This window comes from Dactylosporangium sp. NPDC006015 (assembly GCF_040614215.1).
Taxonomy (GTDB): domain Bacteria; phylum Actinomycetota; class Actinomycetes; order Mycobacteriales; family Micromonosporaceae; genus Dactylosporangium; species Dactylosporangium maewongense.
This window is the reverse complement of sequence record NZ_JBEXUD010000042.1, coordinates 12,158-25,103: the sequence shown is the minus strand read 5'-3', so window position 1 is coordinate 25,103 and position 12,946 is coordinate 12,158. Positions and strand designations below refer to the sequence as shown.

At 72.3% G+C, this 12,946-nt stretch carries 12 protein-coding genes; 10 read left to right on the top strand and 2 right to left on the bottom strand.

The features are described 5' to 3' along the window. Positions 1–38 precede the first annotated feature (38 nt). Genes hppD through ABZ321_RS44795 form a run of 10 tightly spaced genes read left to right on the top strand, consistent with a single transcriptional unit; the run spans position 39 to position 9,935 of the window. Complete coding sequence (hppD, locus tag ABZ321_RS44840) at positions 39–1,133, top strand: 4-hydroxyphenylpyruvate dioxygenase (RefSeq protein WP_354902057.1); 1,095 nt, start codon at positions 39–41, stop codon at positions 1,131–1,133. Between the two features lie 37 nt (positions 1,134–1,170). Further along, positions 1,171–2,088: a phytanoyl-CoA dioxygenase family protein gene (locus tag ABZ321_RS44835; RefSeq protein WP_344502398.1), complete on the top strand. Its 918-nt coding sequence runs from the start codon at positions 1,171–1,173 to the stop codon at positions 2,086–2,088. A 20-nt stretch (positions 2,089–2,108) separates the two neighbouring features. Beyond that, positions 2,109–2,909, top strand: a complete 801-nt coding sequence (locus tag ABZ321_RS44830) for a DUF3050 domain-containing protein (protein WP_344502399.1) — start codon at positions 2,109–2,111, stop codon at positions 2,907–2,909. A 31-nt stretch (positions 2,910–2,940) separates the two neighbouring features. Next, a complete protein-coding gene (locus ABZ321_RS44825; RefSeq protein WP_344502401.1) occupies positions 2,941–3,906 on the top strand; it encodes a thiamine pyrophosphate-dependent dehydrogenase E1 component subunit alpha in 966 nt (321 codons plus the stop codon). Beyond that, on the top strand, positions 3,906–4,898 hold the full coding sequence (locus ABZ321_RS44820; RefSeq protein WP_344502402.1) for a transketolase C-terminal domain-containing protein: 993 nt from the start codon (positions 3,906–3,908) through the stop codon (positions 4,896–4,898). Before ABZ321_RS44825 ends, ABZ321_RS44820 begins: the two co-directional genes overlap by 1 nt. Before the next feature lie 4 nt (positions 4,899–4,902). Next, entirely contained in the window at positions 4,903–6,543 is a 1,641-nt protein-coding gene (locus ABZ321_RS44815) for a class I adenylate-forming enzyme family protein (RefSeq protein WP_354902052.1), read from the top strand. After that, positions 6,536–7,918 carry a condensation domain-containing protein gene (locus tag ABZ321_RS44810; RefSeq protein ID WP_354902050.1) on the top strand — a complete coding sequence of 461 codons (1,383 nt, stop codon included), beginning with the start codon at positions 6,536–6,538 and terminating at the stop codon, positions 7,916–7,918. Before ABZ321_RS44815 ends, ABZ321_RS44810 begins: the two co-directional genes overlap by 8 nt. Then, complete coding sequence (locus ABZ321_RS44805) at positions 7,915–8,841, top strand: 3-oxoacyl-[acyl-carrier-protein] synthase III C-terminal domain-containing protein (RefSeq protein WP_354902048.1); 927 nt, start codon at positions 7,915–7,917, stop codon at positions 8,839–8,841. Before ABZ321_RS44810 ends, ABZ321_RS44805 begins: the two co-directional genes overlap by 4 nt. A gap of 27 nt (positions 8,842–8,868) precedes the next feature. Then, complete coding sequence (locus tag ABZ321_RS44800; RefSeq protein WP_344502406.1) at positions 8,869–9,153, top strand: acyl carrier protein; 285 nt, start codon at positions 8,869–8,871, stop codon at positions 9,151–9,153. Between the two features lie 2 nt (positions 9,154–9,155). Further along, positions 9,156–9,935 carry a 2-hydroxy-acid oxidase gene (locus tag ABZ321_RS44795; RefSeq protein ID WP_344502407.1) on the top strand — a complete coding sequence of 260 codons (780 nt, stop codon included), beginning with the start codon at positions 9,156–9,158 and terminating at the stop codon, positions 9,933–9,935. 1,215 nt (positions 9,936–11,150) lie between these two features. On the opposite strand, the gene ABZ321_RS44790 is transcribed toward ABZ321_RS44795, so the two are convergent. Beyond that, complete coding sequence (locus ABZ321_RS44790) at positions 11,151–12,026, bottom strand: aminoglycoside phosphotransferase family protein (protein WP_354902046.1); 876 nt, start codon at positions 12,024–12,026, stop codon at positions 11,151–11,153. Further along, positions 12,011–12,946, bottom strand: a complete 936-nt coding sequence (locus ABZ321_RS44785; RefSeq protein WP_344502409.1) for an alpha/beta hydrolase — start codon at positions 12,944–12,946, stop codon at positions 12,011–12,013. Before ABZ321_RS44785 ends, ABZ321_RS44790 begins: the two co-directional genes overlap by 16 nt.

Genomic DNA, 12,946 nt, shown 5'->3' with positions numbered 1-12,946 from the left:
TGGGAACGACCGATCAGAACCCGAAAGGGAAGCAGGCCATGCAGATCCTCGACACCGACCACATCGAGATGTTCGTCGGCGACGCGCGCCAGGCGGCGCATCAGCTGTGCGAGACGTACGGCTTCCACGTCTACGGCCACGGCGGCCCCGAAACCGGCCTCACGGGTCAGCGCAGCGTGCTGCTGGGGCAGCGCGACATCCGGATCCTGCTCACCTCTGGCCTCAGCGGCGAACACCGGGCGAGCCGGTACGTGGCCCGCCACGGCGACGGTGTCGCCGTGATCGCGTTCGGCTGCGCCGACGTGGAGACGGCGTTCGCCGAGGCGGTCGCCGCCGGCGCCACCCCGATCCAGCCGCCGCAGCGGCTCGAGCAGGACGGTTCGACGGTCGTGACCGCGGAGGTGTCCGGCTTCGGCGACGTGACGCACCGGCTCGTGCAGCGCACCCCCGGCGACGGCGCCTTCCTGCCCGGGGCGGTCGACATGACCGGTGCGCCCTCGGCGCCGACGGACGAGGACCTGCTGTACACCATCGACCACGCCGCGATCTGCCTGCAGGCCGGCGAGCTCGACGAGACGGTCCAGTACTACGAGCGCGTCTTCGGCTTCACCATGATCTTCCAGGAGTACATCGAGGTCGGCGAGCAGGGCATGCAGTCGAAGGTGGTGCAGAGCCCGTCGGGCGGCGTCACGTTCACGCTGATCCAGCCGGACCTGAGCCGCCGCGCCGGCCAGATCGACGACTTCCTGTCGTGGCACGAGGGCGCCGGCGTGCAGCACATCGCCTACAGCACCAACGACATCGTGCACGCGGTGCGCGCGTACAGCGCCAAGGGCGTCGAGTTCGCGCAGACGCCGGCGAGCTACTACGACGTGCTCGAGTCCCGCCTCGGCGCCGTCGACGTGCCCGTGGACCAGCTGCGGCCGCTCGGCATCCTCGTCGACCGGGACCACTGGGGGCAGATGTACCAGATCTTCGCCAAGTCGACGCACATCCGCCGCACCTACTTCCTCGAGCTCATCGACCGGCACGGCGCCCGGACGTTCGGCACCAGCAACATCCCCGCGCTGTACGCGGCCAAGGAGCGCGAGCTCGCCGCGGTACGCGACACCACAGACGGCCTGCGCAGCTGACCCCTCCCCCAGTCCTACTCCTGAAAGGACATAGACCTTGACCATCTCGCCCACGCAGACGTTCGCGCTGACCGACGACGAGCTCGCGCTGCTGCCGTCGGACGACGACGTCGAGCACTACGCCCAGCACGGCTGGTACCTGTCCAAGAAGATCTTCACCGACGACGAGGTCGACGAGCTCGTCGCGGCGAGCGAGCGGTACTACGCCGGTGAGCGGTCCCGTTCGTTACCGACCCGGCCGCCGCGCCTCGCCTACTGGGAACCGTCCAAGGGCGACGTGCAACGGCACAACGACTACGTGCACTACGAGAGCGACGCGCTCGCGCGGATCCTGCGCAAGCCGCTGCTCGGCGCGGTCGCCGCGCGGCTGGCGAAGGCCGACGAGATCCGCGTCTTCCAGTCGACGCTGATCTACAAGCCGCCGATCGCGGGCGAGCCCAGCAACGTCGTGCCGTGGCACTTCGACCGGCACTACTGGGCCTCGTGCACGTCGGAGAGCATGCTCACCGCGTTCATCCCCTTCCATGACTGCGACGAGGAGATGGGGACCATCACGATGGTCGACGGCTCCCACCGCTGGGAGGAGATCGGCGCCGACGACACCACCACCCGGCACTTCGCCGAGCGCGACAACGACGACCTGGAGGTGATGCTCTCGGACAACGCCGCGTACAACAACGCCACGGTCACCAAGGTCCCGATGATCATCCCCAAGGGTCACATGAGCTTCCACCACTGCCGCACGTACCACGGCAGCGGCGCCAACCGCAGCGACCGGCCGCGGCGGGCGATCTCCTTCCACCTGCAGGACGGCGCCAACGCGTTCCGCCCGTTCCAGCTCAGCACGGGGGATCTCGTGGCCTACAACCACGACGTGCTGGTGCGACGGACCGAGGACGGCCGTCCCGACTACTCCGACCCCGAGTACTGCCCCGTGCTGTGGCGTACGGCCTAACACACTTTCAGGAGGCTCACATGTCCCGATACGACTGGGGTCAGCGGCACCCCGGCATCGACCGGCTCGAGGCGCTGATCGCCGACGCCCGGACCGACGTCGTCACCCACCCCATCTACGCCCGCCTGGACAGCCTGCCGGCGATCCAGACGTTCCTGGAGCACCACGTCTTCGCCGTGTGGGACTTCATGTCGCTGCTGAAGTCGCTGCAGCGCAACCTCACCTGCGTCGAGGTGCCGTGGATCCCGACCGGGCCGACCGGCAGCCGGCGGCTCATCAACGACATCGTCCTGGTCGAGGAGAGCGACGAGCTGCGCGGCGGCTTCATCAGCCACTTCGAGCTGTACCTGCTCGGCATGCAGGAGGCCGGTGCCGACACCACCGTCATCGACACCTTCATCCAGCTGCTGCGGGACAAGACCCCGGTGCCGGCGGCGATGGCGGCCGCGGGCGTGCCCGAGGCGTCGGCGGAGTTCGTCGGGCTCACCTGGCACCTGATCGACACCGCGCCGATCCACTGCCAGGCGGCGGCGTTCGCGTTCGGCCGCGAGGACCTGATCCCCGACATGTTCCAGCAGGTGGTGAAGGTCAACGAGCAGGGCGGGCAGCTCGGCACGTTCGTCGACTACCTGGAGCGGCACATCGAGGTCGACGGCGAGTTCCACACGCCGATGGCCATGCAGATGGTCACCGACCTCTGCGGCGACGACGAGAACAAGTGGAACGAGTGCGTGGAGACGATCAACCTCGCCCTCGTCGCCCGCGCCAAGCTCTGGAGCGGCATCCTCGCCAAGATCGACGAGAAGGTCCTCGCGGCCTAGCCCGCGGCTCTTTGTCCTGAAGGAGTACCACGTGACTGACGCCGCCGGGCTGTACCGGACGGTCCGCCTCATCCGACGGTTCGAGGAACGCGCGATCGAGCTCGTCCGGGACGGCACGATCGTCGGAGGGATCCACCCGTACATCGGGCAGGAGGCGATCGCGGCCGGCACCTGCGCCGCGCTGCGCCCCGGCGACGTCATCACCAGCACGCACCGCGGCCACGGGCACGTCCTGGCCAAGGGCGCCGACCCGGCCCGGACCCTGGCCGAGCTGGCGGGCCGGGCGACCGGCCTCAACGCCGGCCGGGGCGGCTCCATGCACGCCGCCGACTTCGGCCTCGGCATCCTCGGCGCCAACGCGATCGTCGGCGCCGCCGTGCCGATCGCGACGGGCGCGGCGTGGGCGGCGCGGCGGGCCGGCAAGGACCTCGTCGCCGTCACCTACTTCGGTGACGGCGCGGTCAGCCAGGGCGTCGTCCTGGAGACGATGAACCTCGCGTCGCTGTGGAAGGTGCCGGTGGTGCTCGTCTGCGAGAACAACGGCTTCGCCACCACCACCCGGGTCGAGCAGGCGGTGGCCGGCTCGATCACCGGCCGGGCCGAGGCGTTCGGCATCCCGGCGTCCACAGTGGACGGCAGCGACCCGGAGGCGGTGCTCGCCGCGGCCACCGAGGCCGTCGAGCGGGCCCGCGCCGGCGGCGGCCCCTCGTTCATCGAGTGCGTCGCCTACCGATTCGACGCCCACCACACCTGGGAGCACGCGGCGCGGCCGCGGTACCGCACCGACGACGAGGTCGCGCTCGGTGTCCAGCGCGACCCGGTGGCGCTGCAGGGCTCCCGCATCCCGGAAGCGGACCGGGACCGGATCGACGCGGAGATCGAGGCGCTGCTCGACGAGGCGGTCCGGTTCGCCGTCGACAGCCCGCTGCCGGACCCGGCCGGCGCGCTCGACCACCTGTACGCGGACGGCCTGCGGGCCAGGGCGGGGGTCTCCTGATGCCGAACCTGTCGTACCTGAAGGCGCTGAACCGGGCGCTGACGACCGAGATGGCCGCCGACCCGAGCGTGGTCGTGTTCGGCGAGGACGTCGGCGTCGCGGTCAGCAACGTCACCACCGGCCTGCTCAAGAAGTTCGGCCCCGAACGGGTCGTCGACATGCCGATCTCGGAGCAGGGGTTCACCAGCTTCGCGACCGGCGCCGCGATGGCCGGCCAGCGCCCCGTGATCGAGTTCCAGATCCCGGCGCTGCTGTTCCTCGCGTTCGAGCAGATCGCCAACCAGGCCCACAAGTTCTCGCTGATGACCGGCGGGCAGATCAACATCCCGGTCACCTACCTGCTGCCGAGCTCCGGCTCCCGCGGCGGCTGGGCCGGGCAGCACTCCGACCACCCGTACAGCCTCTTCGCCCACGTCGGCGTGAAGACGGTCGTGCCCGCGACCCCCGCCGACGCCTACGGCCTGCTGCTGACCGCGATCCGCGACGACGACCCCGTCATCATGTTCGCCCCCGCCGGCGCAATCGGGGTCCGCGACGACGTCGACTTCGCCACCCTCGCGCCGGTGCCGCTCGGCGTCGGCCGCGTCCACCGCCCCGGCGACGACGTGACGGTCGTCGCGGTCGGCCACCTCGTGCACGACGCGCTCGCCGTCGCCGAGGAGCTCGCCGGGACCGTGTCGGTGGAGGTGTTCGACCCGCGGACGCTGCACCCGTTCGACTGGGCCGGGCTCGCCGCGTCGCTGGAGCGCACCGGCCGGCTCGTCGTCGTCGACGACTCCAACCGCTCCTGCGGCATCGGCGGGGAGATCCTGGCGACCGCCGCGGAACAGATGCGCCTCATCGCGCCACCGAAACGGATCACCCGACCCGACGGCGCGGTGCTGCCGTTCGCCCGGGAGCTGGACCTGGCGCTGCAGCCGACCCGCGCGCAGATCCGCACCGCCGTCGAGCAGGTGGCGAAGCTTTCGTTCCCCACGCAGACCGAGGAGTAGACCCATGGCGTCCACGAGCATCCGGGCGGCGCTCGCCGCCGACCCCGACGTCGGTGCCGGCAACGTGCTGCACAAGCTCATCGAGCACGGCGCGGCGCTGGACGGGCCGGGCATCGCGTTCGACGTCGACGTCGACGGCTTCCCCGCCTGGCAGGGCCTCACCCTCGGCGAGCTGCGCGACCGCGCCGCGGCCAGGGCCGCCTGGTTCCAGGCCAACGGCATCACCCGGCGCGACCCCGTCGCCATCTACGTGACCAGCAGCGCCGACTGCTTCCTCAACTGGATGGGACTGGTCTGGCTCGGCGCGATCCCCGCGCTGATGAACCCGAACATCGCCGGTGACATCGCCGTCCAGTACATCGCCAAACTGCGCGCGACCGCGCTCGTCACCGACGCCGCCCACCTCGAGCGGCTCGCCGGCGCCGACGTCGGCATCCCCGTCATCGACGCCGCCGACACCGGCACCGGCGACCCGGCGCAGGCGCCCGCGCCGTTCCGGCACCACGCCGACGACCCGATCGCCATCACCCATTCCTCCGGCACCACCCGCATGCCGACCGCCGTCGTGCACTCGCACGCCAGCCTGTTCCACGCCACCCGCAAGATCCGGCTGAGCGGCCCGAGGGCCCAGGGCACCGAGCGGATCCTCAGTGCCCTGCCAGCCCCGCACGCGGCCGGCATCATGACCATCAACCACGCCCTGAGCAACCGGTCGGACCTGCTGTTCCTGTCGCAGCAGAGCGACGGCGGCGCGGTGCTGGACGCGATCGAGCGGTGGAAGCCGACCGGCGTCTTCGGCTTCGCGGTCACCTGGTCGGAGCTCGCCCGCTTCGACCTGACCCAGCACGAGATGGACTCGGTGTCGCTGTGGTTCAACACCGGCGACTGCGCGCACGAGCCGCACATCCGCAACCTCGTGAACGTCGGCAGCCACAACACCGTCACCCGCTCCGCCGAGGGCCGTCCGGTCGTCCAGCGGGTCAAGGGCTCCAGCTTCGTCGACGGGCTCGGCTCGACCGAGATGGGGCACTCCGCGTTCCACATCACCCACAGCCCCGACACCGAGCGCTACGGCCGGTGCGTCGGCGTGCCGCACGTCTTCGCCGACGTGGCGCTGCTGGACACCACGACCGGCGAGGAGGTGCCGGTCGGGCAGGTCGGCCACTTCGGCCTCAAGTCCCCGACGCTCGCACCCGGCTACTGGAACGACCACGCCAACACGTACAAGCACCGGCTCAACGGCTACTACCTCACCGGCGACCTGATGTTCCGCGACGCGGAGGGCTACTACTACCACGTCGACCGGGCCGTCGACTCCGTCGACCTCGGCGGCGGCAACTGGCTCTACACCGCCATGTCGGAGGAGCAGATCCTGCGCGCGGTGCCCGACGTGCGCGACTGCACCATCGTGTCGTTCAAGACCGGCGCCGGCGTCGTGTCCGACGTGCTGCTGTCGCTGCACGAGAGCGCCGACCCGACGGCCGACCACACCGCCGCCGTGACCGCCGCGCTCACCCCGGCCGCGGCGGCGACGCTGCGGAAGGTCGTCGTGTTCCCCGACGAGAACATCGTCACCGGCCCCACCGGCAAGGTCCGCAAGTTCCTGATGCGGCAGCGGCATCTCGCCGAGTTGGCGAATGCCTGACACGTTCCTGCCGGCCCCACCGCTGGTCGCGACCACCCGGATTCCGGTGCGGTTCGACGGCGAGGGGGCCGGGACCGGTCCGCTGTCGTGGGGGCAGCTCGGGATCTGGCAGGACATGGTCCGCCAGCGCTCCTGGCTGCCCATCGGCGGCTGGGCCCCGGTGGCCGAGGGGGCGACCGTCGAGGACCTCGCCGACGACCTGCGCTGGGCGATGCGGCGGTACCCGACGTTCCGCACCCGGCTGCGCTTCACCGACGACGGCGCCCCGCTGCAGGCGGTGGCCGGGTGGGGCACGATCGGGCTGGACGTGTTCGACGTGCCGCCGGGCGCCGACCCGGCCGCGTTCACGGCGTCGGTCGACGCGCAGTACCGGGCGCGGCCCTACGACTTCGTCGAGGAGTGGCCGGTGCGGATGGGGGTCGTGCGCGTGGACGGCGTGCCCGCCTACCTGTCGACGGTCACCTGCCACCTGGTCACCGACGGGTTCGGCGGCCTGCTCATGCTCCGCGAGGTCGCCGCCCTGCGCACTGACCCACCCGGGCCTACCAGCGGCCTGCAGCCGCTGGCGCAGGCGCAGTGGCAGGCGTCGCCGGAGGGGCGCAAGCAGTCGGAGAAGGCGCTGCGGCACTGGGACAAGATGCTGCGGCAGCTGCCACCGGTGACGCCGCCGGCCTCCCGGCCCGGGCCGCGGTTCCACCGGGGCACGTTCGTCTCGACGGCCCTGTACCGGGCGACCCACGCGGTGTCCGTCGTCTTCGACATCGACACGTCGCAGGTCCTCATGACGTTCCTGGCGCTCGCCGTCACCGCCCAGACCGGTGACGGGCGGCCCGCGATCATCCGGCCCATGGTGGACAACCGGTTCCGCCGCGGGCTCGGCGACGTCGTGGCGATGGTGGCGCAGCGCGGGATCTGCGTCGCGGACGTCGCCGGGCTGTCCTACGAGGAGGCCATGCGCAGGACCGGGATCGCGGCGATGCTGGCGTACAAGTGGGCCTACCACGACCCGGCGGCGGTCGCTGCCGTGTCCGCGACCCTGTCCGCCTCCCTGGACGTCGACCTCGACGCGGGCGTCTGGTTCAACGACCGGCGGACGATCAGCAGGCAGATGTTCCCCGGCTCCGTGCCCACCGCCGAGCAGGTCCGCGACGCCGCACCGGGCGTGTTCACCTGGACCGTCGCGCAGGACGACCCCTACGACCCGCTGAGCATCGACGTCGACGACTCACCCGGCGAGTTCCAGCTCACCTGGTTCACCGACACGTGGCGGACGCCGCCGGCCCGCGTGGAGGCGCTCGCCCGGGCGGTCGAGGCGCTCGCCGTACAAGAGGCGCTGACGGCACTGGAAAACTTCGCCGGAACGGAGACGCCGTGACCGCTCTCGCCGCCATCGGCACCTATGTGCCCCCGGACCGCGTGCCGATCGAGTCGCTCGCCGACGAGTTCGAGCTCACGCCCATGCAGCTGCGGGTGTTCCGCCGCTACCACAAGCTCGGCTCCGCCGCGCAGGCGCCGGACCTGTCCCTCACCGAGCTGCTCGGCCTGGCGGTCGCCGACCTGCGGCTCACCACCGAGCAGACGGCGCGGATCCGGTACGTGCTCTACGCGCGGACGTTCCCCGGCGTGGCGCCCTACCCGTTCAACCCGCTGCACGAGGTGTGCCGGACGTTCGGGCTCCAGCACGCCACCGCCTTCGCCGTCGGGCACCACGCGTGCGCCTCCGGGCTGCTCGCCGTCGACCTCGCCGGGCGGCTGCTCGCATCGGCCGACCCGTCCGCGCTCGCGCTCGTCCTCACCGGGGAGAAGGCCTTCACCGGGGAGGCGCGGTTCGTGCCGGAGACGTCGATGTTCGGCGAAGGGGCGGCGGCCTGCCTGGTCTCCGCCGCCGGCCCTCGGGACCGGCAGCTGTCCTACGTGGCGGACCTGCGCGGCGAGTTCGACGGCGAGCTGGAGGAGGTCGCGGGCGAGTTCCAGCGGATCTACCACGACGCGCTGGGCGCCGCCGTGACGTCCGCCGTCGAGCGCGCGGGGCTGACCCTGCCGGACATCGCGCTGATCCTGCCGCACAACGTGAACGTGGTGGCCTGGCAGCGGGTGTGCAAGCGGATCGGCTACCCGCTCGACCAGGTGCTGCTCGACCACGTCGCCGACTACGGCCACGTCTTCTGCGCCGACGCGTTCCTCAACCACCGCACCGCCGTGCAGCGCTCGCTGCTGCGCCCCGGCGACCACTACGTCATCGCCGCCGCGGGCGCCGGCCGCGGCGCGACCTTCTCCGCAATGGTCTTCACGCACTAGGTTCTGGCTTTCTTGAAGGGGTTTGTCATGAGCGACACCACGACCATCGACCCGGACCTGCGCCAGCAGGTCGTCGACACGATCTGCGAGCTGCTGCCCCGCGTGCTGAAGCGGGAGGTCACCGGCGCGTCGGAGACCACCACGCTCATGGACGACCTGGGCATGAGCTCCACCACCGGCCTGGAGCTGGTCCTCGAGCTGGAGGACAAGCTGGAGCGCGAGATCAGCGTCGAGGACATGGGTCGCGACAACTTCGAGACGGTCGGCAGCCTCGCCGACTACGTCGCCGGAAACCTGCTGCCGGAAGAGTGAGCATGCCCGCTCTCCACGACGACCGCTGGGGTCTCCGGCGCGCGGTGTCGCGCCGGTACCCGTCGCCGGCCGCGCTCGCCGCCGACCCCGGGCACGCCGCCCGGCTGTCGACGTACCTGACCGACCTGCTCGCCCCGTACGACCTCACCGTGGCCCGCGACTCGTCGTCCGCCCAGTCCTACGGCGAGATGGCCGTCGAGCTGCTGCCGTCCTCGCCGGTCGACCTGCTGGTGCTCGCCTACGACGTGCCGGACGTCTCCCCCGGCCGCGCCGTCAGCACCTACCTGACCCACGTGTGCCCCGGCAAACCGATGTCCTTCGCCGTCTCGGACCAGGGCCGCGCGGCGGCCTTCACCGCGCTGTCGCTGATGCGGACGTACGCCGCCACCCACCCCCGGGCGCTGCTCATCGCCGTCGAGCAGGCCGACCTGCCCTACGACCCCGGCGTGCCGCTGTCGCTGCCCGCCGCCCACGCGGGCATCGCCCTGCACCTGTCGGCCGCCTCCCCCGCCCCGCTCACGACGGTCACCACCCTGCCCGACGCGGCGCCCTCGCTGAGCGTGCTCGACGGCCTGTCCGCGACGACCGTGATCCTCGGCGGCGGTCTGGCGGCACTCGCCGACGACGTGAAGGCCGACCGGGTCGTCCTCGCCGACCCCGCCCAACCGATGACCGGCGTGTGGGAGGCCCTGGCGGGGCTCGACCTGGCGACGGCCGGCCGGATCGCGGTCGCCGACCACGACCCCACCCTGCACTACCTGTGCGCGGCGACCTTCGGCTGAACCTGCACGGCGACCTTTCGGCTGAACCTGTGCGCGGCGGCGGCCTTCGGAGAGCGACCTCCGACTGAGCCCGCTCGCCACCCGAACGGCCGCGCTCCGCCAACGGCAGCGCATCGTCGCGCTCGGCCAGCGCGGCCTTTCGTGGCCCGCCGCCGCCAGTCCCGTCCGGTCGCTCCGCCAACGGCCGCAGCCACACTGCGCACCAGCGTCGCCCGTCCCATCCAGGGCTGCGCTGCTGCGCACCGGGCGGCGACCGCGGCCCCGTGTCGTGCCACACGGGCGCGACGACAGGTCGTGCCACGGGCGACGCCGCCGAATTGGCATGGTCAGGCGCGGCGACAGCCGGTCTCGCGTCACACGGGCGCGACACCTACCGCCTGAGGCAGTTCGCGGTGGCCTTCGGCTGAGACCGCGCGCTGCCACGGCCGACGTCGCCCGCCGCGCATGCACAGCCGCAGCCGGACACGCCGGCCTTCAGCGAACCTCCAGAACCTGACCATGCCCATTCGGCGACGCCGGTCGCCGCGACTGTCCTGCCTCGAACGATGTGGCGCGTCGTCCCGGGCCACATCGTGCTTCCACCGCGCGTACGCGACGCTTGCGCTGCGCCGCACGCGCACAGCCCCATGTGGTCGCGGCACGTGCGCCACCCAGGCGCTACCGCTGCCGGCCGGCAACGCGCCTCGCAAGCGTGCGGCAACGTGCCGTTATGCCGGCGGCACGCCACCCGAGCGTCGTTGCGCCACGTGCGGCCACCCAGACGTGCGGCCACCCAGACGTGCGGCCACCCAGACGTGCGGCCACCCAGGCGTGCGGCGCTCCCACTTGCGCAACGTCGCCGGCCGCACCCCGAGCCGCCACCCAGGCAACGGCCGCTGTCGGCCAGGGACGCACGCCACGTGGGAGCGCGGCACCGTGTCGTCGCACCACGCGCACCACACACGCACGGCCGGTGCGCCACGCGGACGCGACCGTGGATTGGTGTGGCACACGCGCGACCGCGGGTTGGTGCGTCACACGCGCGGACGCTGGCGGCAGCTGAGGTTCGGGGCAGGCGTCGTCGGGTCGGCCCGTACAGGGCTCGATAGGCGGGTCCTGGTGTCGGGCTGGCCGCTTCACTCCACCGTACCTGAGGCGACCTAATTGATCTCTAAGGTCGTCACCAGGCGATGACGCACTGTACCCAGCCGCTGAGCCTGCGGGCCAAAGCGCAGGTCAGGTGGGGCGCAGGAGGTGGGCGACGTCGAGGGCTCGGGACAACTGGCCGCCCGTGTCGGCGGTCCAGACCGAGGACAGGACGGCCTTGACGAAGCCCCACGCGGTCAGGCGGTCCTCGGGTTCGCCGAGCGCCGCCGACAGCTGACGCAGGCGGGCCGGGACGAGGGCGGTCAGGGCCGGGTCGCGGTCGTCGGGGTGCGGGTTGAACAGGATCGAGCCGACCTCGTAGCCGGGGTCGCCGACCAGGCCGTGCGGGTCGATCGCCAGCCAGGGGGCGCGGGTGCCGGCGAGGACGTTGTCGTGGTGCAGGTCGCCGTGCAGGACCGCCTCCCGGGACGCCGACGCGCACAGGGAGCGCATGAGGGCCGCGGCCTGTGAGACGAGGTCGGCGGGGACCGGGCCGCGGTGCCGGTCCAGGGCACCCACCTGCGACAGCACCGGCGGCAGGCCGTGCGACGCCGGCGGCGGGACGTGCAGCTGCCGCATCAGGTCCGCGAGGACGGCCATCGCCGCGGGGTCGTCGGCGGGGACCAGGTCGCGGAGGCGGTGGCCGGGGGTCACCTGCTCCAGCAGTATGGCGCCCCGGGTCGCGTCGAACCGCAGCGGCCGGACGGCGCCGCGGCCGTCGAACGCCCCCAGGGCGGCCGCCTCGACCTCCAGCTCGAAGCCGACCTTCAGGACGGCGGGCGTGCCGTCGGCCTGCCGTACCGGCGCGACGTAATGGAACGTGAGGTCGTAGGGGGCTTCGAGGACGAGGTCCCAGTCGGCGGCGAGGCCGTCGAGCAGGGCGGGCAGGCCGGCGAGCCAGCGCTCGCCCTCGGCGCCCCAGACGCCGGTGACGTTGCGGGACAGGGTCGTCAGGATCCGAACCACGCCCTCAGCTGCGCGGCGGCCTGGGCCAGCGCGACGCGGGCGCCGTCGACGACGCCGGCCATCGTGAAGAAGCCGTGGGACATGCCGTCGTAGCGGGCGAGCGTGACGGGGACCGCGTCGTCGGCGAGCCGCTTCGCGTAGCGCTCGCCCTGGTCGCGCAGGGGGTCGAACTCGGCGGTGATGACGAGCGCGGGCGGCAGGCCCTTCAGTGTCTCGGCCCGCAGCGGCGACGCGAGCGGGTTCTCGGCGTCGTCGGCGTCGATGAGGTAGTGCTTGCGGTACCAGGCGACGGAGTGGTGGTTGAACTGGTACGGGTCGGCGTTGTCCCGCATGGAGTCGTCGTCGGCGAGCTGGTCGGTGTTCGGGTAGACGAGCAGCTGCCCGGCGAGGGTGAGGTCGCCGGCCTCCTGCGCGATGAGGGTCGCCGCCGCGGCCAGGTTGCCGCCGGCGCTGTCGCCACCGACCGCGATCCGGGCCGGGTCCGCGCCGAGCGTCTCGGCGTTGCCGGCGACCCACTGCACGGCGGCCCAGCAGTCCTCGATCGCCGCCGGGAACGGGTGCTCGGGCGCGAGCCGGTATTCGGGGACCACGACCAGGCAGCCGGCGCTGTTGGCCAGGGTGCGGCTGATCCCGTCGGCGGTGTCGATCGTGCCGAGGACCCAGCCGCCGCCGTAGAAGTACATCAGGACGGGCAGCGGGCGGTCGGCGGACGGCCGGTACACGCGGACCTGCATCCGGCCGCCGGGCCCGTCGATCCAGTGGTCGGTGACCTCGTGGACGGGCTCTGGGTCGCCGCCGCCGGCCTTGATGGACGCGAGGTCGTCGGCGCGCGCGTCCTCGAGGGTCATCTTGTACAGCGGTGTGGCGCCGTCGCGCTCGCGCCGGTCACGCATCGCCTGCAGCTGCGGGTCGAGTGGCAT

Bases quoted from the DNA above. Each gene is read 5' to 3' on its own strand.
- ABZ321_RS44795 (WP_344502407.1), top strand. From the start codon at position 9,156: ATGCCCGCTCTCCACGACGACCGCTGGGGTCTCCGGCGCGCGGTGTCG.
- ABZ321_RS44810 (WP_354902050.1), top strand. From the start codon at position 6,536: ATGCCTGACACGTTCCTGCCGGCCCCACCGCTGGTCGCGACCACCCGG.
- ABZ321_RS44820 (WP_344502402.1), top strand. From the start codon at position 3,906: ATGCCGAACCTGTCGTACCTGAAGGCGCTGAACCGGGCGCTGACGACC.
- ABZ321_RS44815 (WP_354902052.1), top strand. From the start codon at position 4,903: ATGGCGTCCACGAGCATCCGGGCGGCGCTCGCCGCCGACCCCGACGTC.
- hppD (WP_354902057.1), top strand. From the start codon at position 39: ATGCAGATCCTCGACACCGACCACATCGAGATGTTCGTCGGCGACGCG.
- ABZ321_RS44785 (WP_344502409.1), bottom strand. From the start codon at position 12,946: ATGCCACTCGACCCGCAGCTGCAGGCGATGCGTGACCGGCGCGAGCGC.
- ABZ321_RS44830 (WP_344502399.1), top strand. From the start codon at position 2,109: ATGTCCCGATACGACTGGGGTCAGCGGCACCCCGGCATCGACCGGCTC.
- ABZ321_RS44800 (WP_344502406.1), top strand. From the start codon at position 8,869: ATGAGCGACACCACGACCATCGACCCGGACCTGCGCCAGCAGGTCGTC.